The organism is Winogradskyella maritima (genome assembly GCF_042650215.1).
In the GTDB taxonomy this organism is placed as follows: domain Bacteria; phylum Bacteroidota; class Bacteroidia; order Flavobacteriales; family Flavobacteriaceae; genus Winogradskyella; species Winogradskyella maritima.
The window spans coordinates 391,673-412,828 of sequence record NZ_JBHSAT010000004.1 but is presented as its reverse complement, the minus strand read 5'-3'; the positions used below and the strand labels follow the sequence as shown (position 1 = coordinate 412,828).

Here is a 21,156-nt window from a genome sequence, read left to right as displayed (position 1 = left end):
TTATAGGCTCATTATTGTTTGCCAATTCATAATTACGTCGTACATTTGCAGCGAATTTAAAGTAAGGTATTTTTAAGCGATATCAAATGACAGTAAACACCTTTAAAAGCGTACTATTTACCATACTGTTTTTAGCAGTTGGAAATTTCAGTTTTGCAAGTGATCCTAAAGAAGGCGGCGATGATGAAGTCTTTGATCCAAAGGAGATGATTTTACATCACGTTAAAGACGCTTATGGCATGCACTTATTTGATTGGAACGGCCACCCGATTTCAATTCCACTTCCGGTAATTACATACACAGATAAAGGTTTAACGACGTTTTCGTCTTCAGAATTTCACCATGATTACAACGGTGAGGTGATTGTAGAGAAAAACGGACAACGTTTCGTAAACGTTCACGAAAAAGTATATGTTTTGGATGAAGGCGCTACTGCAGTACAATATGATGCTGAGCACCACCCAACAAATGCACATCGCCCAAAATTTGATTTATCAATCACAAGAAACGTCTTTATGATGTGGGTGTCAATCGCTGTGTTGTTGTTCATCTTTTTAACAGCTGCACGTCGTTACAAAAAGTCTGATGACAATGTGCCTTCTGGTATTGCAAGTTTTGTAGAGCCACTAATCGTATTTGTAAGAGACGAAATTGCACGCCCAATGATTGGTGAGCATAAGTACAGAAGATACATGCCATATTTATTGACCATATTTTTCTTTATATGGATTAATAACATTTTTGGTCTCATTCCAATTTTAAACGGCGCCAACCTTAGTGGTAACATTGCGTTTACCTTTACATTAGCGGCCATCACGTTTATCATCACAACATTTAGCGGTAACAAAAACTACTGGAAACACATTTTTTGGATGCCAGGCGTTCCTGTACCGATGAAAATATTTTTAATGCCAATTGAGATTATAGGAATGTTTGTTAAGCCTATCTCTCTTATGATTCGTTTGTTCGCCAACATTACGGCAGGTCACGTTATCATATTGGCGCTTATGTCATTAATATTTGTATTTAAGTCTTACGCAATTGCACCGGTATCTGTAGCATTCTCATTGTTTATTACAGTGATTGAAGTGATTGTAACGGCTATACAAGCATACATATTTACAATATTGTCAGCGCTTTATTTTGGGATGGCAACAGAAGAAGAACATCATTAATTTAAATTTTATATTATGGAAATCGCAGGAATTGCAGCTATTGGAGCTGGTTTAGCAGCTATTGGAGCTGGTGTAGGTATTGGTAAAATTGGTGGGTCAGCTATGGAAGCTATGGCTCGTCAGCCAGAGATGCACGGAAAGATCCAGTCATCTGCATTAATTTTAGCAGCCTTCGTAGAAGCGGTAGCACTTTTTGGTGTTGTTGTTGCTTTCTTACAAGGGTAAAACACTTAAACACAGAAGTAACGGTTGGTTGCTTCTGTGTTTATTTTAGTTCTTCGAAGCTTAAGGCGAAGAAGAATTCATTTTTCAGCTAAGGCTGAAACGTAAAATTTAAGTTGTAAAACACAAAATAGATGGATTTAATTACACCGGAATTTGGATTGGTATTTTGGACGCTAATCACTTTTTTGATTCTACTTTTTATCTTAAGAAAATTTGCTTGGAAACCAATTCTTGGCGCCGTTAGCGATAGAGAAGAAGGGATTAAAGATGCTTTGGCTTCGGCTGAAAAGGCGCGTCAGGAGATGGAGAATCTTCATGCAGATAACGAGCGTATTTTACAGGAAGCACGTGCTGAGCGTGAAACCATGTTGAAAGATGCCCGTGACATGAAGAACAAAATGATTGCTGATGCTAAAGAGGAAGCTCAGACGCAAGCAAGCAAAATGATAGAGCAGGCACAAGCCGCTATTGAAAGCGAAAAGAAAGCTGCTATGGCAGAATTGAAAAACCACGTTGCTGGCTTGTCAGTTCAGATTGCTGAGAAAGTCGTGCGCAATGAATTATCTAACAAGGACAAGCAACTACAGTTGGTTGAAGAGATGTTAGGTGAAGCAACTTTAAACTAAGATAAATGTCAGGATCAAGAGCAGCAGTAAGATATGCTAAGGCGGTATTGACTTTAGCGAAAGATCAAAACGCAGCGGATGCAGTAAATGCGGATATGAAATCCATTACTGAAACCATTGCTCAGAGTACTGAGTTAGATCAAATGCTTCAGAGTCCTGTAGTAAGATCTTCAGACAAAAAAGTGGTATTGACCAAAGTGTTTAATGATGCTAATGTTAATACTTATAATCTCATTGATACGTTGATTGCCAACAAAAGATTGGCGCTTTTAGATGATGTAGCGCAGAGTTACAATCAGCAGTACGACCAGATGAGAGATTCTCAGATAGCTAAAGTTACTACAGCAGTGCCGTTAACTGAGGATTTAAAAACAGCTGTTTTGGCTAAAGTCAAAGAATTGACTGGTAAGTCGGCAGAGATTGAAAATATCGTGGATGAAAGCATCATTGGTGGTTTCATACTAAGAGTTGGGGATATTCAGTACAATGCTAGTATCGCAAACAAACTCGAAAAATTAAAAAGAGAATTTACATTAAACTAAACGTTAGACCTTGAGTGTCTAACATCTAATACTTGTCCTGAGCATAGCGAAGGATCTAAATATTTAAAAGATGGCAGAAGTAAAACCAGCTGAGATTTCAGCAATCTTAAAACAACAACTTTCAGGTTTTGAGGCGAGTGCTTCATTAGATGAAGTAGGAACAGTATTAACTGTAGGTGATGGTATTGTACGTGCTTACGGATTGGCTAATGCACAATATGGTGAATTGGTTGAATTTGATGGTGGCTTAGAAGGTATCGTTCTTAACCTAGAAGAAGACAATGTTGGTATTGTACTTTTAGGTGCATCAACAGGTGTAAGAGAAGGTTCTACCGTTAAGCGTACCTCTCGTATTGCTTCTGTAAATGTAGGTGAGGGTATCGTTGGCCGTGTTGTTGATACGTTGGGTAACCCAATCGATGGTAAAGGCCCAATCACTGGTGAAACCTATGAGATGCCATTGGAGCGTAAAGCACCAGGTGTTATCTACAGAGAGCCTGTAACTGAGCCATTACAAACGGGTATTAAGGCAATTGACGCTATGATCCCTGTAGGTAGAGGGCAGCGTGAGTTGGTTATTGGTGACCGTCAAACAGGTAAGACTACGGTTTGTATCGATACCATCTTAAATCAAAAAGAATTTTACGATGCAGGCGAGCCTGTATATTGTATATATGTGGCTGTTGGACAAAAAGCGTCAACAGTAGCAAACATTGCTAAGACTTTAGAAGAAAAAGGCGCTTTAGCATATACAACTATTGTTGCGGCTAACGCTTCTGACCCTGCAGCAATGCAGGTATATGCGCCATTTACTGGAGCATCTATCGGAGAATATTTCCGTGATACTGGTCGTCCGGCATTAATCATCTATGATGATCTATCTAAGCAAGCGGTAGCTTACCGTGAGGTATCGTTATTATTACGTCGTCCACCAGGACGTGAGGCTTACCCAGGTGACGTTTTCTATCTACACTCAAGATTATTAGAGCGTTCTGCAAAAGTCATAAATGATGATGCTATTGCAAAAGAAATGAACGATTTACCAGATTCATTAAAGCCAATCGTAAAAGGTGGCGGTTCTTTAACTGCTTTACCAATTATTGAAACACAGGCTGGGGATGTATCTGCGTATATTCCAACAAACGTAATTTCTATTACAGATGGTCAGATCTTCTTGGATGGTGATTTATTCAACTCTGGTGTACGTCCAGCAATTAACGTAGGTATTTCTGTATCTCGTGTTGGTGGTAATGCACAGATTAAATCCATGAAAAAAGTATCTGGTACATTAAAGTTAGACCAGGCGCAGTTCCGTGAATTGGAAGCCTTTGCTAAGTTTGGTTCAGACTTGGATGCATCAACATTAAATGTAATCGAAAAAGGTAAGCGTAATGTTGAAATCTTAAAGCAAGCACAGAATGATCCTTTTACGGTTGAAGATCAGGTAGCAATTATCTATGCAGGTTCTAAGAACTTGTTGAGAGACGTCCCTGTTGAGAAAGTAAAAGAATTTGAAAGAGATTATTTAGAGTTCTTAAATGCGAAGCATAGAGATACTTTGAACACCCTTAAAGCTGGGAAATTGACTGATGAGGTTATTGATACGCTAACTAGCGTCGCTAAGGATCTTTCAGGAAAATATAGAGCTTAATAAACTAATGTCACTCCTAGTCTCGGCTAGGAGTCTTTATAACTATAAAGAATGGCGAATCTAAAAGAAATACGTAACAGAATATCATCGGTATCATCAACGATGCAGATTACCAGTGCCATGAAAATGGTATCTGCTGCAAAATTGAAGAAAGCCCAAGATGCTATTACTGCGATGCGTCCTTATTCTAATAAGCTAACCGAATTACTTCAGAGTTTAAGTGCCACTTTAGATGCAGACTCAGGAAGTAAGTTTGCTGATCAGCGCGAAGTGAATAATGTTCTTATTGTAGGAATCAGTTCTAATAGAGGTTTGGCAGGAGCGTTCAACTCAAGTATCATTAAGCAGGTGGCAAACCTGAAGAATGAGAAATACAGTGGTAAGAATGTTTCTATATTCGCTATTGGAAAGAAAGTGAATGATGCCTTTTCAAAAAGCGATACTGTTATTGCTAACGAAAGTGCCCTGTTTGATGATTTAACTTTTGACCATACTGCCGCTATCGCTGAACGTTTAATGGACATGTTCGTTGAAGGAAAATTCGATAAGATTGAAATCGTTTACAATTCCTTTAAGAACGCGGCAACACAGATTGTTATGACCGAGCAATTCTTGCCAATTGTTCCAATGGAAGGAGAAGCCAACACCAATTTGGATTATATCTTTGAACAATCAAAAGAGGAGATTGTTGAGGAATTAATTCCGAAGTCATTAAAGACTCAACTCTATAAATCCATAAGAGATTCCTTCGCTTCTGAACATGGTGCGCGTATGACGGCAATGCACAAAGCAACTGACAACGCAACAGAACTAAGAGATCAATTAAAGTTGACTTATAACAAGGCAAGACAAGCAGCTATTACCAATGAAATTTTAGAAATTGTTGGTGGCGCTGAGGCTTTGAATAATTAAGGAAAGCTTTTAATTACATATCAAAACCCAACGCAATGCGTTGGGTTTTTTGTGTTGTGAAGTTATTATGACAAACATTTTTCGACTATTAATATTTATCGTGTCATTTTTTTGGCTAAAAAGTTATTGAATACTACAGAATTTATGAATTATATGTGATATTAGTAATCCAGAATTTACCCTATGAAAAAGAAAGCTTTAATCTTCGCTAGTTTTGCACTAGTAATACTATTTGTATTGGTTTGGCCAAGTATTTTTTTTAACGAGAATACAGAAAGCCCCAACAAGAGTAACGATGATATCGTAAATCTACACAACGAAAATTTAAAGAAGAGTCCTTATAAGGATAGACTAAAGTTGTCAAAAAAGGAACGAAAAGCGCAAGGCCTTCCGCCTAATAGGTACTATGAGGAAGAGTTTGAACTCACAATGAATCCAATATTTGGTCGGCCTACTTTTGAGAATCTGAAAAATATACGAGACTATATTAACCAACAGCGATTACTTCGAACTCCTGGAGAGACAACGAACACTGCATGGGAGTCAAGAGGCCCAAATAATGTAGGTGGTAGAACGCGAGCTGTTATTTTTGACAGGAATGATCCAAGTAACGAGACTGTTCTTGCTGGAGGCGTTAGTGGCGGTCTATGGAGAAATACACAGATATCGAGTGCTAGCTCAGCATGGACACGCGTTGATATACCAAGTAATTTAAATGTTACGGTTTTAGCTCAGGACCCTAATAATTTTGATATTATTTATGCGGGCACCGGAGAGTCTTACGTGAGTGGTGATGTCAATGGAGATGGGGTATGGAAATCTGAAGATGGAGGTGAAACATGGAATCAAATTTTTGGAGGTATTTCCGGAGATACTACTTTTGAATCTGCTTCAAATATAACTGTTAATTCACCAAACACTATCGCAGGGGACTATTCTTCCATTGAAACTAATAGTTTTGGAGGAACGGTTAATTCAACTATTACTGCTGATTTTGTGTTAGCAGATGATACATCAGGAGAAGCTACCGAAGGTTGTACAGTTTTTGGGGCGGATGTTAGCGGAAAAATTGCGTTGATTAGACGTGGGAATTGTCCATTTGTTGCTAAAGTAAAGAACGCTCAAGACGCAGGGGCTATTGCGGCCATTGTACTTAATAATGTACCTGGTTCTCCTATAAATATGGCTGGAACGGATAACACAATAACGATTCCTGCTGTTATGATTTCAAAAGCAGACGGCGATTTAATTGAGGCAGCATTGGCCTCAGGCGTAGTCAACGGCTCTCTGAATCCAGCAACTGGTGATTTTACGGGAACATTGGTCCATGGGATTCAACATATTAACGACATAAAAATTAAAGATAATAACGGTGTCTCCGAAATCTATATTGCAGCTGGAGAATCGATCTATGGCGATGCTAATGTTCCAACATTTTTAGGGGGTCCAGAACTGGGTCTGTATAAGTCTGTCGATAATGGTATCTCTTTTAACGAAGTCAATGTGCCTTTAACATCTAACGGAAACAAGCATGAACCTAATGATATTGAGATTGGTGCCGATGGAAAAATTTGGATGTCTACAACACGAAGCTCAATTTATGGTGAAGGTGGCGGACAGATATTTTCTTCCGAAGACGGAGAAAATTTTACTCTTGCCTATAGTGTTCCAGGCGGTATTAGAACGCAAATTGCAGTATCTTCCCAAAACGCGGGAAACATTTATGTTTTAGCGCAAATCAATGGTGGTGTTAGAATGGAACGAACGTCAGATGGTTTTGTTTCTGGTACTGTTGATATGGCTTTACCAGATGATGCCGATGACGGTATTCCTCCAAACGATTTCACAAGAGGACAAGCATTTTACGACCTTGTTCTTGAAGTTGACCCAACCAGCGATCAGATTCTTTATGCTGGAGGGATTGATCTTTTTAGATCCGATACCCGAGGGTCTTTATGGCTTCAAATCTCTAAATGGTCTAATAATAATAATCTTGCATCCTTAAATGTTCCGCTTGTGCATGCAGATCAGCATGCTGTAACATTTGCAAATAATGATAACCAAAAAATTCTTTTTGGTACTGATGGAGGTGTTTACTATTCTGGCGATAGAGGTCAAAACATTGCTTCACGAGAATTAGGTTTTATTACATCACAATTTTACACTGTCGGTGTGGCGCCAACAGCGGCATTTACTGGAAATACGGATCATTTCATAGGAGGTCTTCAAGATAATGGGACACAACTTTTCGATGATGTTGACTCAGGAATCAATAGTTCGTCGACAGCGTTTGGGGGTGATGGCGCCTATAGTTTTTTTGATCAAGATGGTAGCGATCAATATTATATTACAAATTTTGTGTTTAACCGTATTGTTAGATCCGAAGATTTAACAACAGGCCAAGATAAAACCATCAATTCTGAAGATGCGAGCAATGGTTCTTTTATCAATCCACAGGCATTGGATTCAAATTTAGATATTCTATATTCAAATTATTCTTCGGGAGCAAATTCTATTATAAGAAGGTATTCAAATGTGAAGCCAGGAGTTGGAAGTGTAACAAGAACCGATCTTACCGACCCGCTACTTCAGAGTCGTCCAACGGCAATGAATGTATCTCCATACACGACGGATAATTCAACACTTTTGGTTGGTACTTTATTGGGTAATATTTTAATTGCAGAAAGAGCAAATTCCAGTCCAACTTGGCGAGAATTAGATGCCGACAACCAAATCATTGGAAGTATTTCAGATGTGGAATTCGGAGCCAATGAAGATGAGATATTTGTTTCGGTGCACAATTATGGCGTTCAAAATATATGGTACACAAATAACGGAGGTGTTAATTGGCAAGCAAAAGAAGGTGATCTACCAGATTTACCAGTCAAAGCTGTTCTTCAGAACCCTCTAAATCCAAATGAGGTGATCATAGGTACAGAACTCGGCGTATGGTTTACGTCAAACTTTGGAGATCCTAGTCCTAATTGGTTGCCCGCAATGAATGGTATGTCTAATGTACGTGTAACGGATATGGATTTAAGAGACGATAATATGGTTTTTGTCTCCACCTACGGAAGAGGGGTCTTTTCAGGTCAGTTTGATATTGATGACACTGGAGATAATGATGGAGATGGAATCATAAATAGTGATGATAATTGTATAAATACGCCAAACCCAGATCAAGCAGATTCAGATAACAATGGTATTGGGGATGTTTGCCAAGATACAGATGGAGATGGTGTTTTAGATAGCGATGATAATTGTCCCAACACTTCAAACGCAAATCAAACAGACTCGGATGGAGACGGAATAGGAGATGCCTGTGAAGACGCCGATGGCGATGGTGTCGCAGATGGTGAAGATAACTGTCCTGAGACAGCAAACCCAAACCAAGAAGATGCCAATAATAACACTATTGGAGATCTTTGCGACACCAGTTACGAGGATCCTCAAAATATTTCTTTAGAAGTCATTGCTGAAGCTTGTGAAGGCCAAGACAATGGAGAAATTATTATAAATGTTGTAGAAACCTTTGTTGATTATACGGTTGCTATACTTGGCTCTGGCATTAATCAGTCGCAAGCTATTGCTGGGAGTTCTTTAACGCTGGACAATTTGCCTGTTGGAGCCTACACAGTTTGTGTATCTGTTGACGGAAGAGATTTTGAACAGTGTTTTGAAATTAATATAGATAGTGCGGAGTCTCTAGACGCTGTGTTTTCAGTAGCAAATAATAATGGAAATTCAAATGGCGAAACCTCACAAACTACATCGGTAAATATCCAAACTGGTACAGCACCGTTTACTGCCAGTTTTAATGGCGAAGTTGTGAGTGTTTCTTCTTCGAGAACATTTGAGGTTGTAACTACGGGAGAAGGCCTTTTGGAAATTACATCGGCGAAGGAATGTGAAGGATTAGTGAGTCAATTAATACAAATGGGTGGAAACCGAGAGTTGTCTTTTGGACCGAATCCTGTTTCGGATATCCTTAACATTAATCTACCAAATACTCAAAAATCTAATCTACCCGTTTTTGTTTATGATATTACAGGTAAGCAAGTTTACGGAAACACCATTGAGGTGGAAAATTCCAATAAAATACATCTTTCGTTTACACGTTTTGGAAGCGGTGTCTATTTTGTACAGCTTGGATTAGAGGAACCTCAAACCATAAAGATTATAAAAAAATAAAAATTGTGAGTTTATATTTAAAAAGAAGTATTGGAGTATTTGTTTTTGCACTATTGGTGTCATGTGGCGGTGGCGATGATGGACCACCACCACCGCCTCCAAATGCAGCGCCAACAGAAGTGTCTCAAATTGTTTTTCCTACAGCAAACCTATTATGTACGGATAATACAGTAAATTTTCAATGGTCGGCCTCTACAGATCCAGATGGCGACCCTATCATCTACAGGTTAATCATCGCAAACGATAGAGATTTAACGGATGTTGTGGAGAACAGGACAGTTTCTACCAATAGTATAACAATCACCTTGCAACGAGGTAGAGCTTATTATTGGAATGTTACCGCTTCGGATAATCAAGGCAATGTTTCAGCCGCATCATCAACCTTAGCTTTTTACACCTCAGGAGAAGGCGTATCAAATTACGCTCCATTTACTGCCGCGTTGAACGCTCCAGCAAATGGCGGTACAGTAACAGCAGGTACAGTAACTTTAGATTGGACAGGTAGTGACACGGATACTGATGATGTATTGTCTTACGATCTATACTTCGGTGAAGCCACTGACCCACCATTAACCCAGTCTAATTTAAGTGCAGAGAATTTCGACGTAACGGCAACAGCAGGGGCAACCTATTACTGGCGCGTGGACACCATTGATGATTCAGGTGTAAAAACAATTGGTCAAATATGGTCATTTACAGTCAATTAAATTTTGGCACAGAAATAGCACACTTTATTTAAAGCTGAAGTATGATTAATATAAGAACCGTGATGAAAATACCTGTTTTTGCTCTAATATGTTCACTATTTATGCAATGCTCAAGTATACCAAAACTTCAAGAGAAAGCACCAACAGAGTTTGGTGAGGTTTACATGCAAAGTTGGGTGGCTGGTGTAGAAGGTGGTGGCTCAGGTATCAATGTTTTTATAGAAACCATGTCCGACAATGTGGTTTTAGACAGCATATATTTTAGGGGCGAGGTAGCTCAACTTGAAACCAAGTCTGCAAGTCCAAAAATGTATATCGGTCGCTTTGTTAATGAAGGCAACCAAATGAACGAGCCGAGCTTAGGGTCTTCAGTTGAAAGTCATAGTGAGCCTAAAAGTGAAAACCCATTCAAATTAGAAGATAATGCATGTGTAGTCAGTTATAAAGACGGCGATAAAACTAAATACTTTAAATTGACTGACATCAAAGAAAAGCCTGCTGATCTCTATCCTTCGGCCAAGCCTCAGTCTCAAAATAACTTGCCCAAAAACTAAACCTGTTTTTTCAACGTACAATCTCTGATGAATTTAGCTTAAAAACTCTATTTTTAAGCCAGTAAAAATCAGGTTTGAGCGTACTCCAAAAGTTTTTTAAGGACACAGTAATTTATGGGCTGGCCATTGTGTTGCCACGCTTAATCAATTTCCTGTTAGTCAAGCTTCATACAGACGTATTACCTAATGAAGGCTATTCGGAAAATACGGAATTCTACGTTGTCGCTGCCTTTTTCAATGTCATCCTCACATATGGTTTAGAAACCTCATTCTTTAGATTTTTTAGTCGCCAACAAGAAAAGGCAAAAGTGCTATCAACTGCTTTAATTTCAATCGTCGTAAGTACTATTGGCTTTGGCTTGCTGTTATTCGTATTTAGTGACTCCATTACGGATCTGCTGAGAATCAATAAAGACTTTTATACCATCTTGGTATCCATAACATTATTGGACACGTTAATTGTCATCCCATTTGCCTATTTGAGAGTAACGGGAAGACCACTAAAATTTGCAGCTTTAAAATTGCTCAATGTGGGAGTCATTGTGATTTTGAACATCCTTTTTTTATCAGCGACTTTGGGGTCGGAAATGCTAAGGAATCTGTTTCCGGTTGAAAACCCTGTAGAGTATATTTTTATAGCCAATCTTATAGCGAGCGCCATTATTCTTGTGGCTGTATTGCCGTTTGTCTTCAAGATAAAAATGGTCTTTGATAAAGCCATTTTCAAACAACTTATACGATACGGATTACCAATAATGGTAGCCGGTTTGGCATTTGTTATTAATGAGAATTTAGATAAGTGGTTGTTGCCTTATTACAAAGGCGAGTTCATCAATGGTGCCTATAGTGCTTGTTACAAGTTGGCGGTGTTTATGACTTTGTTTATTCAAGCGTTTAGAATGGGCGCAGAGCCTTTCTTTTTTAATCATTCCGAAGAAGTTAACGCCAAACAAACCTATGCCACAATCCTTAAGTATTTCACCATCGTCGGTGCGTTGGGGTTACTGCTTATTACAGTTTATCTCAAACTCATTCAACCACTATTTATTGGTCAAGAATCGTATTTGTTAGCCTTGGACATTGTGCCCATCATTTTACTCGCCAATCTGTGCTTAGGGATTTACCACAACCTTTCCATTTGGTATAAATTAACGGATAAGACACAATACGGTATGTACATTTCAATTATTGGAGCCATTATTACCGTTGCAATTAATGTGATTTTCATTCCAAAAATTGGAATCATGGCATGCGCCTACGCTACATTATTGGCTTATGGAAGTATGATGCTGATATCACTAGCCATAGGACGAAGACATTATTTTGTGCCTTATGAATTAGGGAAAATAGCCTTATATCTCGTAGTGTCTACAGCCTTAGCATTTTTAAGTTATTATCAGTTTGAAGGCGATATTCTCATAGGAACATTATTTTTGTGTGTATTCATTCTGATGGTGGTTTTTTTCGAGAAAAACGACTTGAAAAAGCTACTTCGAAAGCGTTAAATAGTAAAAAGAAAAGAGTGTCTTTCCTCAGGGAAGGCAGAACACTGAAAATATGAAAATTAAAATAATCAACAAATCCAATCATGATCTGCCACATTACGAAACTGAGGCGTCTGCTGGTATGGATTTAAGAGCGAATCTATCAGAATCAAGAACTTTGAAACCCTTAGAGCGAAGCATCGTCGGAACAGGTTTGTTTATAGAACTACCCATCGGCTACGAGGCGCAAGTACGTCCTAGAAGCGGTTTAGCGGCCAAAAAAGGCATCACCGTACTAAACGCTCCTGGAACGATTGACGCGGACTATCGTGGGGAAATCGGGGTTATTCTAGTCAATCTATCCAACGAGGACTTTACAATAAACAACGGAGAGCGTATTGCCCAATTGGTCATTGCCAAACACGAGCGTGCAGAATGGGAAATTTCTAAAGAATTATCTTTTACCGATAGAGGAGAGGGTGGTTTTGGGAGTACCGGAACCGAATAAACGACTTAACAAATAACCGAATCAACATTTTTCGATGAAAATAATAGTACCCATGGCGGGCCGAGGCTCTCGTCTAAGACCGCATAGTTTAACCGTGCCAAAACCATTAATTCCAGTTGCAGGCCAACCAATTGTCCATAGATTGGTAAAAGATATTGCCAAAGTCTTAAAACAACCGATTGAAGAAATCGCTTTTGTTTTGGGCGATCCAGCATTTTTTGGAGATGATGTGGTACAAAGCCTTACGCAGTTAGCCAATGATTTAGGCGCAAAAGCGTCAATTTACAGACAAGACCAACCTTTAGGTACAGGTCACGCTATTATGAGCGCTGAACCGTCGCTTTCTGGCCCAGCGGTAATTGCTTATGCGGATACCTTGATTAGGGCTGAATTCGAATTAGACCCAACTGCAGATAGTGTCATTTGGACCAAGCGTGTTGCAAATCCTGAAGCCTACGGTGTTGTTAAATTAAATGACCAACATCAAATCATAGAATTGGTTGAAAAGCCTGAAACCTTTGTAAGCGACCAAGCCGTAATCGGCATTTATTATTTTAAGGATGTCGCAGTATTGAAAGATAAACTGCAGCAAGTGTTGGATGAAAACATTATGAATGGTGGCGAATACCAAATCAACGACGGCATAAAACGCATGATGGCCGATGGGCGCATCTTTAAAACAGGGACTGTGGACGAGTGGATGGACTGTGGCAATAAAAACGTCACCTTAGAAACTAACGCCAAGATGTTAGGTTTTTTAAAGTCTGATGGCGAAGAGCAAATGGTTGATGATTCTTTAGTTTTAGAAAATTCTACCATTATAGAACCATGTTTTGTAGGTAAAAACGTCGTGCTTAAAAATAGCACTATTGGCCCTAATGTATCTATTGGCGAAGGCACAAGCATAAGTGATTCAACCGTTAAAAATAGTCTAATTCAGACGCAAACGACGATTAAAAATGCTACTTTGGACGAAGCTATGATTGGTAATCACGTTAAATACGACGGTAATTTTATTAAGATTAGTATTGGGGATTACACGATTATGGAATAAAGAATAATATTTTGTCACGCTGAACTTGATTCAGCGTCTATCTAAATTTAGTATTTGAGATTCTGAAACAAGTTCAGAATGACAGTGTATGAAGTTTTAGATAATCAATTGGTATAAAGTTTGCCTTAGTGTTTAAGCTAAGACTAGAATGAATTTAAAATCAAACATACTCAAACTCACCCTTGCACTTTTACTAGTGCCAATATTTGCATTCGCACAAGTCGATTTCAGCAAAAAACCAGACGATGATTTAGGCAACGTTGAAGACGAATACCAAGAATTCTTTTTTGAAGCCTTAAAACAAAAGGGTATTGAGAATTACCAACGTGCTATTGACGCCCTTCAAAAATGCTTGAATTTAGACAGCTCTAAACCCGTTCTGTTTTACGAATTGGGTAAGAATTATAAATTATTAGATAACTACGAAGCGGCCGCATCTAATCTTAAGAAAGCGGTATCTATGCAACCCGATAACGAATGGATTCTAGACGAGCTCTATGATGTTTACGCACTAAATAACGATTTGGACAACGCCATTGCAACTGTAAAACAATTGGTACAGTTTCATCCCGATTATAAAATGGATTTGGCGACGCTTTATGTGAAAAAACAGCAATATCAAGACGCTTTATTATTACTGGACGAGCTAGACAGCGAACTTGGCGCAAATGAGTTGAGAGACACAATGCGAAATGACATCTATGACATTTCAGGCAATGATACAGACCGTATCAAAGATTTGGAAAAGCGTGTAGCGGCCAATCCTAATAATGAAGAAAACCATTTAAAACTCATATACAGGTACAGTGAAGCTGGTCAAGAAAATAAGGCCTTTCAAGCGGCAGAGAACTGGCTACAACAAAAGCCCGATTCCAAATTGGTGCATTTGGCTTTATACAAATTCTATATGGATAGAGGCCAAACCGAAGGGGCCATTTCGTCCATGAAAATTGTATTAAGCGCACCAGAAATCAATAACGACGCAAAGGCCAAAGTGCTTAAGGATTTTGTGGATTTTGTAGAGCAGAATCCACAGTACGAAGACGATTTACTAGAAGTCACCTCGCAAACCGAGATCAATACATCGACCAAAAGTTTAAGCGATTTAGGTGAGTATTATTTAAAGTCGGGCGACAAAGCCAAAGCCTTAAAAAACTATAAAGATGCTCTAGCCAAGGAACCTAATAATTTTCTTTTTCTTAAAAACGTATTGCTTCTAGAGCTCGATTCGCAAGCCTTTGATACTGCCGAAGCTCGAAGTAGTGAAGCTTTAGAATTGTATCCTGCGCAACCGATTTTATATTTAATCAATGGTGTAGCACATAACAAACTGAATGCACCCAAAAAGGCCATTGAACAGTTAGAGATGGGACTCGATTTTCTGATTGATGACCCAAAAATGGAAGCTGATTTTTACCAGCAATTAAGTGTAGCATACAGGCTCGAAAACAATATGGCGCAGTCTGAAGCGTTTGCTAAAAAGGCAGAAAAACTAAAAGCCCAAAACTAAGTATGAATTTAAGGCCTCAAACCGCTTCGCTTTTATCCCGTAAATTATCAATGTTACTTTTGTTGGTAGTCACGCTTTCCTCATGTAGCTCTACAAAACGATTAATTGCCGAAGGCAAGGCAAGTGCTAAAGTACCTGCAAAAACGGTCATGAAGGAACATTTAAATAGAACAACCAAGTTCAATACGCTACAAGGTAGAGCAAAAATAGACCTCACCCAAAATGAAAAATCCCAAGGCGCTACCTTTAGTCTTCGAATGGAAAAGGACAAAGTTATTTGGTTATCTGCGCCGTTGAATCTCGCACGATTGATGATTACGCCAGACCGTGTTCGGTTTTACAACAAAGGCGACAATACGTATTTCGATGGCGATTTTAGTTTGTTGAGCGATGTTGCCGGTATCGATTTAGATTTTCAAAAGGTTCAGAATGTGTTATTGGGACAAGCAATTTTTGATTTGAAAGCCCAACCGCATCAGGTGGAGGTAATGAATAATTCGTATGTACTATCGCCCGAAGTTCAGAATGAGATAATGGAACTTTTCTACTTAATTAACCCTTCATACTTTAAACTAGATTCTTTGCAATTGCAACAAATTAAGGAGCGTCGTTTTCTTCAAATCGATTATAGTTCGTACCAAACCGTGGACAAAGTGGTACTTCCAGCGACCATTAAAATCATAGCCGTTGAAGACACCGAGGAAGTGATTATAGACATGGAATTAAAGTCCATGAAACTGAATGATGAGGTACGTTTCCCATTTACCATTCCTTCAGGTTATACCGAAATAAAAATCAAATAATGAAGCTGAAGTCTTTCATAGTCATCTTTATGTTTGTCCTTGTTGGAGGTCCGCAATTTGCATTTTCGCAAAGCGAAAAGCAGAAAGCATTGGAGGCCGAACGCCAGAGCTTATTGCGACAGATTAAGGAGTTGAATGCTTTGTATTCTTCAGACAAAAAGAAAGAACGCTCAATTCTCACGCAAGTCGAAGATGTGAATTACAAGATTTCCGTCAGAAGAAATTTAATCAAAGTTACCAACGACCAAGCCAATCAATTGACGCGCGAAATTAATGCTAATCAAAAAGAGATTACCAACCTTAGGGAGCAGTTGAAGGAGCTAAAAGAAGATTATGCCCAAATGGTGGTGAAGACCTATAAAAGCCGTTCTGAGCAGAGTAAAGTGATGTTTCTATTGTCGTCCGAAAACTTTAAACAAGCTTACAAGCGATTGCAATATATCAATCAGTACAAAGAGTATCAAAAACAGCAGGCTGCCGATATAAAATTGAAGACCCAATCGCTACAAGATTTGAACGTTACGCTTTTAAAACAAAAGGAAGACAAGCAAAAATTGATTGCCGAAAACCGAAAAGCCAAACGTGAGCTCGAAGAGGAAGTAAAAGCGCAAGAATCCTTAATGGCATCGGTTAAAAAGGATATGAATAAACATTTGGCGAGCTTAAAAAAGAAGCGTCAAGAAAAGGAAAGAATAGACAGAGAGATTGACCGATTGATTCGGGAAGCCATTGCGGCTTCGAACAAAAAAGCGGGGAAATCCACAAATTCAAATCAATTTGTGTTGACGCCAGAAGGAAAAAAGTTGGCATCTAATTTTGAAGCAAATAAAGGAAAGTTAGGCTGGCCAGTAGAACGAGGTGTTATAAGAACACGATATGGTAACCAACGCTCTACTATTGATAATTCGGTAACACAGAACTTTAAAGGCATCCGAATTGCCACAGAAAAGAACGCCAAAGTTAAAGCAGTATTCAGTGGCGAAGTTTCAAGAATTTTGGTGATAAAAAATGCAAATCCAGGAGTTATGATACGCCATGGAAACTACCTCACCGTCTATTTTAATTTATCAAAGGTATATGTAAAGCCTGGAGACAAAATTGGCGTTGGCCAAGAGATAGGAGAGGTGTTTACTAACCAATTTACAGGAGAAACCTTACTGGGCTTTAGGGTCTATAAAAACGACAAGGAAACTAATCCAGAATATTGGTTGGCTAAAAAATAGCTTATTTAAACAAAGCCTTCAATTCTGTGGCTTCGTCTGGTTTCATCTTTCCGGCTAAAACTAAACTTAACTGTTTACGTCGCAAAGCGGCATCAAAACGTTCCTTTTCCAACTGGGTTTCTGGGATAAGCTCAGGTACTTTAACTGGTCTACCAGTTTCATCCACAGCAACAAAGGTGTAAATAGCTTCGTTTGCCTTAATACATTCGCCCGATTCGCGATCTTCAATCCAAACGTCCATATACACTTCCATAGACGAGGTAAAAGCACGGGAGACTTTGGCTTCAATCATAACGACACTTCCTAATGGTACAGCACGGTTAAATGCTACATGGTTTACAGAAGCTGTCACCACAATGCGTCTAGAGTGACGACGTGCGGCAATACTGGCAGCTCTGTCCATCCGAGCTAATAACTCGCCACCAAATAGATTGTTAATGGGATTGGTTTCGCTTGGCAAGACCAAGTCGGTTACTACTGTTTTAGACTGAAATGCGGTACGTGCTTGCATAGGTTTGTAAAAAAAATGGTTTCGAGATATCAAGAAACTATGAGTCTGCAAAGGTAACAAAAAAGACCTGTCAGATATTTAAAACCTGACAGGTCTGGATACTACATTAAGCAGATATTTAATTTTCTAAATTTCGCACTAACAACCATGCTTCACGATTAGACTCTCGTCTAATTTTATACATAGCTCTAGTGGCTTCGGAGCGTTTTTCAAAACTTTCGTAAACGACTTCGTAAAGCCCATAACGGTTCTTACCGATGGTTCTGGCTTTGTAGCCTTTATCTCGAAGTTGTTTTACTTTTTTCTTGGAATTTTCTTCAATTCTAAAAGCACCGGCTACAATATGATAATTGCCTTTTGGTTTTTCAACAGTTAGCGTTGCCGCAGGAAGCGGATTGCTAATCACAAACGTCGCCTCTTGCACTTTGGCTTCTAACTGCTCATTGGCTTCTTGTTGTGCTAGTTCGTTATGGTCAACGATGGTACCTTCGTAATATTTGGCCGCACCAAAACTGGTTAAGCCCAAAACAATGACTGCAGCTGCCGCATATTTGAGCCAATTGGAATTGCCACGTTTCTCAGGAGTAATGGCAATCGGTGCTTTATCTTCAAGTTGTTGCGCTTCTTGCTTTAAAACTTCTCGTGTCACATCTTTTGATGTAAAATGCGAAAGCCCAAAAGCATCGGTTAAATAATTGATGCTCTGTGAGGGTTCAAATGTGATTTTACCTTCAGCATTTAAAGCTAATGCACCAATGTTTTCAAAGGTTACGGTTTCGCCTTGAACTAATTCAGACTTAAGTGATTTCACGTAATTAGACACCTTTTCAACGGCAACCACATACGGTACTTTCTGAACATCTGCTACATAATGACACAATAAGCCATCGTTGTTTTGAAGTTGCTCATTAAAGCTCAACACTTTTTTGGGCGGGTAAAAGGTATGTGTGGTTTCGTGAATCCTAGCCGAAACACGATTGGTTAAAAACGCACCGAAGTGAGGTACTGTTACACAATCGTAACGGTAGAGTAAGTCGCTGATGTAGGTCTGTAGTTGCATATTAACAAAGTTAAAAATTTTTGTATGCCACCGAAACCCAATAAAACAGAGTTATTAACAACTGAAATTTTGGTTATTTTTAAGCTCTAATTTTTAATGATGTCTGACGAGCAACTGCTTCATATTTTAACGCTACAACATGTTCCAAAAATCGGATCGACTACTGCTAAAAAACTAATAGCGCATTGTGGGTCTGCCGAAGCGGTTTTAAAGGAAAAGAAAACCAATCTGTTGAAGATTGATGGTGTTGGTGCAATTACACTACAAGGACTGTTTGATAGCATTCATCGTGATGAGGCAGAAAAGGAACTTCGATTCATTAAAGACAACGACATTGTCTATTCCTATTTTATGGACAGGAATTATCCTGATAAGTTGAAGCATTGTATTGATAGTCCAATTCTGTTGTTTCAGTCGGGGAATATCGATTTAAAGGATAAACGCATCATCAGTATTGTCGGCACTCGAAAAATCACCACAAGCGGTATTGCCTTTTGTGAAAAATTGGTGGAAGCACTGTCACCTTTTGATCCTGTAATTGTGTCGGGCTTTGCTTATGGAACGGATATTACGGCGCAGAAAGCGGCTATAAAACACAATTTGCAAACGGTGGGTTGTTTGGCGCATGGCTTGAATCAGATCTATCCTAAAACCCATGAAAAATATGTTGCCGATGTAGAAAAAAACGGTGGTTTCTTTACCGACTTTTGGAGTTCTGATGAATTTGACCGTAATAATTTTTTAAAACGAAATCGTATTATAGCGGGTCTTAGTGAAGCTACAATCGTAATAGAATCTGCAGAAAAAGGCGGAAGCTTGGTCACGGCAGATATTGCAAATTCGTATAACCGGGAAGTGTTTGCTGTTCCAGGTAGAACCACAGACAGCCAAAGTGTAGGTTGTAATAATCTCATAAAATTTCAGCGCGCACATTTATTGTCTAATCCTATGGATGTGCCCTATATCCTCAATTGGGAACTCGAAGAAAAAGCGAAACCTGTAGTACAAAAACAATTGTTTGTAGAATTGGATAATGACGAAAAAACCATTTATCGCTACTTAAAAGAGAACGACAAACAAATGCTTGACATTATTGCGTTAAATTGTAACATGCCCACCTACAAAATTGCTGGTATTTTATTGAATATGGAATTGAAAGGTGTGGTTAGGCCTTTGCCTGGGAAGTTATTTGAGGTGATATAATGAATTGATGAGTTTTTTGAAATATTAAAAACACCCCTAAAGTCCCCTCAAGGGGATAATGGTTCTAAGTATGATTTTAGGATTGTCCCCTTGAGGGGACTTTAGGGGTGTAAGAATTTATATGTTTTCTTAAGATTCCTGCCTTCGCAGGAATTTGGCGATTAATACCCAACCTTATCGCGCACGCGTCTCAACACCTCATCCGCAACCGTCTTTGCTTTTTCAGCACCAACAGCCAAACGCTCATCAACTTCGTTGAGATTGGCCATAAAATAATCGTAGCGCTCACGGGCTTCGGAGAAACGTTCCAAAATCAATTCAAACAACGCTTGTTTGGCGTGTCCATAACCATAGCCTCCTTTTTCGTAATTGGACTTCATTTGGGCAACTTGGGTGTCATTCGCTAGTAGGTTATAAATAGCAAAGCATTTGCAAGTGGCCCAATCCTTGGGGTCTTCAAGCGGGGTGCTGTCCGTCTTTATAGACATGATTTGCTTCCTTAGTTTTTTTTCGGGCAAGAAGATGTTGATGATATTCCCTTTGCTCTTACTCATTTTTGCACCATCAGTACCGGGGATCAACATGGTGTCTTTTTGAACATCAGCTTTCGGTAAAACAAACGTCTCTCCCATTTTAGCATGAAAGCGAGAAGCCACGTCTCTAGTCATTTCAATATGTTGCTCTTGATCTTTCCCTACGGGAATAATTTCAGAATCATACAGTAAAATATCGGCGGCCATGAGCATCGGGTAAGTAAATAATCCCGCGTTAACGTCTTCTAACCGGTCAGCCTTGTCTTTAAAACTGTGCGCTAAAGTGAGACGCTGATAGGGAAAAAAACAGCTCAAATACCAAGACAATTCCGTGACTTGTGGCACATCGCTTTGGCGATAAAACACGGTTTTATCAACATCCAACCCTAAAGCCAACCAAGCCGAAGCTGTAGAATAAGTATTGGTTCTCAATGTTTCTGTATCTTTAATTTGCGTTAAGGAATGCATATCGGCGATAAACAAAAATGATTCGTTTTCAGGTTTTTGGGACATGCCAATGGCGGGTAAAATTGCGCCCAAGATGTTCCCTAAATGTGGTGTTCCTGTACTTTGTATTCCGGTTAAAATTCTGGCCATATTAAAATCCCATGAAAGCGGGAATCTTATTTAATTTATAATAAGGCTACTTCGCCAAAGCTTCGTAGCTCAAAGGCAAAGGTAAAT

Annotated in this window: 19 protein-coding genes; 16 read left to right on the top strand and 3 right to left on the bottom strand. The window is 39.0% G+C overall.

Translation table 11 applies throughout. The features are described from left to right. Positions 1–86: 86 nt before the first annotated feature. The 15 genes from atpB to ACFOSX_RS02730 all read left to right on the top strand — a co-directional run bounded on the left by atpB (position 87) and on the right by ACFOSX_RS02730 (position 17,165). Complete coding sequence (gene atpB, locus ACFOSX_RS02800) at positions 87–1,175, top strand: F0F1 ATP synthase subunit A (RefSeq protein ID WP_386096796.1); 1,089 nt, start codon at positions 87–89, stop codon at positions 1,173–1,175. A gap of 15 nt (positions 1,176–1,190) precedes the next feature. After that, positions 1,191–1,400: an ATP synthase F0 subunit C gene (gene atpE / locus ACFOSX_RS02795; protein ID WP_386096794.1), complete on the top strand. Its 210-nt coding sequence runs from the start codon at positions 1,191–1,193 to the stop codon at positions 1,398–1,400. Positions 1,401–1,531: 131 nt separating this feature from the next. After that, a complete protein-coding gene (locus tag ACFOSX_RS02790; protein ID WP_386096792.1) occupies positions 1,532–2,026 on the top strand; it encodes a F0F1 ATP synthase subunit B in 495 nt (164 codons plus the stop codon). A 5-nt stretch (positions 2,027–2,031) separates the two neighbouring features. Continuing rightward, on the top strand, positions 2,032–2,568 hold the full coding sequence (atpH, locus tag ACFOSX_RS02785) for an ATP synthase F1 subunit delta (RefSeq protein ID WP_386096790.1): 537 nt from the start codon (positions 2,032–2,034) through the stop codon (positions 2,566–2,568). Positions 2,569–2,638: 70 nt separating this feature from the next. Then, positions 2,639–4,219: a F0F1 ATP synthase subunit alpha gene (atpA, locus tag ACFOSX_RS02780; protein WP_386096788.1), complete on the top strand. Its 1,581-nt coding sequence runs from the start codon at positions 2,639–2,641 to the stop codon at positions 4,217–4,219. A gap of 51 nt (positions 4,220–4,270) precedes the next feature. Continuing rightward, positions 4,271–5,131, top strand: a complete 861-nt coding sequence (gene atpG / locus ACFOSX_RS02775; RefSeq protein WP_386096786.1) for an ATP synthase F1 subunit gamma — start codon at positions 4,271–4,273, stop codon at positions 5,129–5,131. Between the two features lie 183 nt (positions 5,132–5,314). Continuing rightward, positions 5,315–9,322, top strand: a complete 4,008-nt coding sequence (locus tag ACFOSX_RS02770; protein WP_386096784.1) for a PA domain-containing protein — start codon at positions 5,315–5,317, stop codon at positions 9,320–9,322. Positions 9,323–9,327: 5 nt separating this feature from the next. Beyond that, complete coding sequence (locus ACFOSX_RS02765) at positions 9,328–10,029, top strand: hypothetical protein (protein ID WP_386096782.1); 702 nt, start codon at positions 9,328–9,330, stop codon at positions 10,027–10,029. Between the two features lie 41 nt (positions 10,030–10,070). Next, positions 10,071–10,583, top strand: coding sequence for a hypothetical protein (locus ACFOSX_RS02760; RefSeq protein ID WP_386096780.1), 513 nt, complete (start codon positions 10,071–10,073; stop codon positions 10,581–10,583). 74 nt (positions 10,584–10,657) lie between these two features. Next, positions 10,658–12,088, top strand: a complete 1,431-nt coding sequence (locus ACFOSX_RS02755; RefSeq protein ID WP_386096778.1) for an oligosaccharide flippase family protein — start codon at positions 10,658–10,660, stop codon at positions 12,086–12,088. Between the two features lie 52 nt (positions 12,089–12,140). Beyond that, complete coding sequence (dut, locus tag ACFOSX_RS02750) at positions 12,141–12,575, top strand: dUTP diphosphatase (RefSeq protein ID WP_386096776.1); 435 nt, start codon at positions 12,141–12,143, stop codon at positions 12,573–12,575. 34 nt (positions 12,576–12,609) lie between these two features. After that, positions 12,610–13,629, top strand: coding sequence for a sugar phosphate nucleotidyltransferase (locus ACFOSX_RS02745; protein ID WP_386096774.1), 1,020 nt, complete (start codon positions 12,610–12,612; stop codon positions 13,627–13,629). A gap of 148 nt (positions 13,630–13,777) precedes the next feature. Continuing rightward, positions 13,778–15,139, top strand: a complete 1,362-nt coding sequence (locus ACFOSX_RS02740; RefSeq protein ID WP_386096772.1) for a tetratricopeptide repeat protein — start codon at positions 13,778–13,780, stop codon at positions 15,137–15,139. A gap of 2 nt (positions 15,140–15,141) precedes the next feature. Next, on the top strand, positions 15,142–15,942 hold the full coding sequence (locus ACFOSX_RS02735) for a DUF4292 domain-containing protein (protein WP_386096770.1): 801 nt from the start codon (positions 15,142–15,144) through the stop codon (positions 15,940–15,942). After that, positions 15,942–17,165 (top strand): murein hydrolase activator EnvC family protein, encoded by a 1,224-nt coding sequence (locus ACFOSX_RS02730; protein ID WP_386096768.1) that lies wholly within the window; start codon positions 15,942–15,944, stop codon positions 17,163–17,165. Before ACFOSX_RS02735 ends, ACFOSX_RS02730 begins: the two co-directional genes overlap by 1 nt. Before the next feature lies 1 nt (position 17,166). Here ACFOSX_RS02730 and ACFOSX_RS02725 read toward each other — a convergent pair whose 3' ends face one another. Both ACFOSX_RS02725 and ACFOSX_RS02720 read right to left on the bottom strand, forming a co-directional pair. Beyond that, positions 17,167–17,676 (bottom strand): acyl-CoA thioesterase, encoded by a 510-nt coding sequence (locus tag ACFOSX_RS02725; protein WP_386096766.1) that lies wholly within the window; start codon positions 17,674–17,676, stop codon positions 17,167–17,169. A gap of 118 nt (positions 17,677–17,794) precedes the next feature. Continuing rightward, positions 17,795–18,736, bottom strand: coding sequence for an HU domain-containing protein (locus ACFOSX_RS02720; RefSeq protein ID WP_386096764.1), 942 nt, complete (start codon positions 18,734–18,736; stop codon positions 17,795–17,797). Positions 18,737–18,835: 99 nt separating this feature from the next. Here ACFOSX_RS02720 and dprA point away from each other — a divergent pair, with 99 nt between their 5' ends. Continuing rightward, the gene (gene dprA / locus ACFOSX_RS02715) at positions 18,836–19,939 is read left to right on the top strand and encodes a DNA-processing protein DprA (protein WP_386100193.1); all 1,104 of its coding nucleotides are present in this window, start codon (positions 18,836–18,838) and stop codon (positions 19,937–19,939) included. 161 nt (positions 19,940–20,100) lie between these two features. Here the strand turns inward: dprA and trpS are convergent, their stop codons facing one another. Then, positions 20,101–21,069 (bottom strand): tryptophan--tRNA ligase, encoded by a 969-nt coding sequence (gene trpS, locus ACFOSX_RS02710; protein WP_386096762.1) that lies wholly within the window; start codon positions 21,067–21,069, stop codon positions 20,101–20,103. Positions 21,070–21,156: the final 87 nt, after the last annotated feature.

Coding starts and splice junctions, on each gene's coding strand:
- ACFOSX_RS02730 (WP_386096768.1), top strand. CDS start 15,942: ATGAAGCTGAAGTCTTTCATAGTCATCTTTATGTTTGTCCTTGTTGGA.
- ACFOSX_RS02740 (WP_386096772.1), top strand. CDS start 13,778: ATGAATTTAAAATCAAACATACTCAAACTCACCCTTGCACTTTTACTA.
- atpE (WP_386096794.1), top strand. CDS start 1,191: ATGGAAATCGCAGGAATTGCAGCTATTGGAGCTGGTTTAGCAGCTATT.
- ACFOSX_RS02720 (WP_386096764.1), bottom strand. CDS start 18,736: ATGCAACTACAGACCTACATCAGCGACTTACTCTACCGTTACGATTGT.
- dprA (WP_386100193.1), top strand. CDS start 18,836: ATGTCTGACGAGCAACTGCTTCATATTTTAACGCTACAACATGTTCCA.
- atpA (WP_386096788.1), top strand. CDS start 2,639: ATGGCAGAAGTAAAACCAGCTGAGATTTCAGCAATCTTAAAACAACAA.
- ACFOSX_RS02735 (WP_386096770.1), top strand. CDS start 15,142: ATGAATTTAAGGCCTCAAACCGCTTCGCTTTTATCCCGTAAATTATCA.
- ACFOSX_RS02770 (WP_386096784.1), top strand. CDS start 5,315: ATGAAAAAGAAAGCTTTAATCTTCGCTAGTTTTGCACTAGTAATACTA.
- dut (WP_386096776.1), top strand. CDS start 12,141: ATGAAAATTAAAATAATCAACAAATCCAATCATGATCTGCCACATTAC.
- ACFOSX_RS02790 (WP_386096792.1), top strand. CDS start 1,532: ATGGATTTAATTACACCGGAATTTGGATTGGTATTTTGGACGCTAATC.
- atpG (WP_386096786.1), top strand. CDS start 4,271: ATGGCGAATCTAAAAGAAATACGTAACAGAATATCATCGGTATCATCA.
- ACFOSX_RS02760 (WP_386096780.1), top strand. CDS start 10,071: ATGATTAATATAAGAACCGTGATGAAAATACCTGTTTTTGCTCTAATA.
- atpH (WP_386096790.1), top strand. CDS start 2,032: ATGTCAGGATCAAGAGCAGCAGTAAGATATGCTAAGGCGGTATTGACT.
- trpS (WP_386096762.1), bottom strand. CDS start 21,069: ATGGCCAGAATTTTAACCGGAATACAAAGTACAGGAACACCACATTTA.
- atpB (WP_386096796.1), top strand. CDS start 87: ATGACAGTAAACACCTTTAAAAGCGTACTATTTACCATACTGTTTTTA.
- ACFOSX_RS02725 (WP_386096766.1), bottom strand. CDS start 17,676: ATGCAAGCACGTACCGCATTTCAGTCTAAAACAGTAGTAACCGACTTG.
- ACFOSX_RS02745 (WP_386096774.1), top strand. CDS start 12,610: ATGAAAATAATAGTACCCATGGCGGGCCGAGGCTCTCGTCTAAGACCG.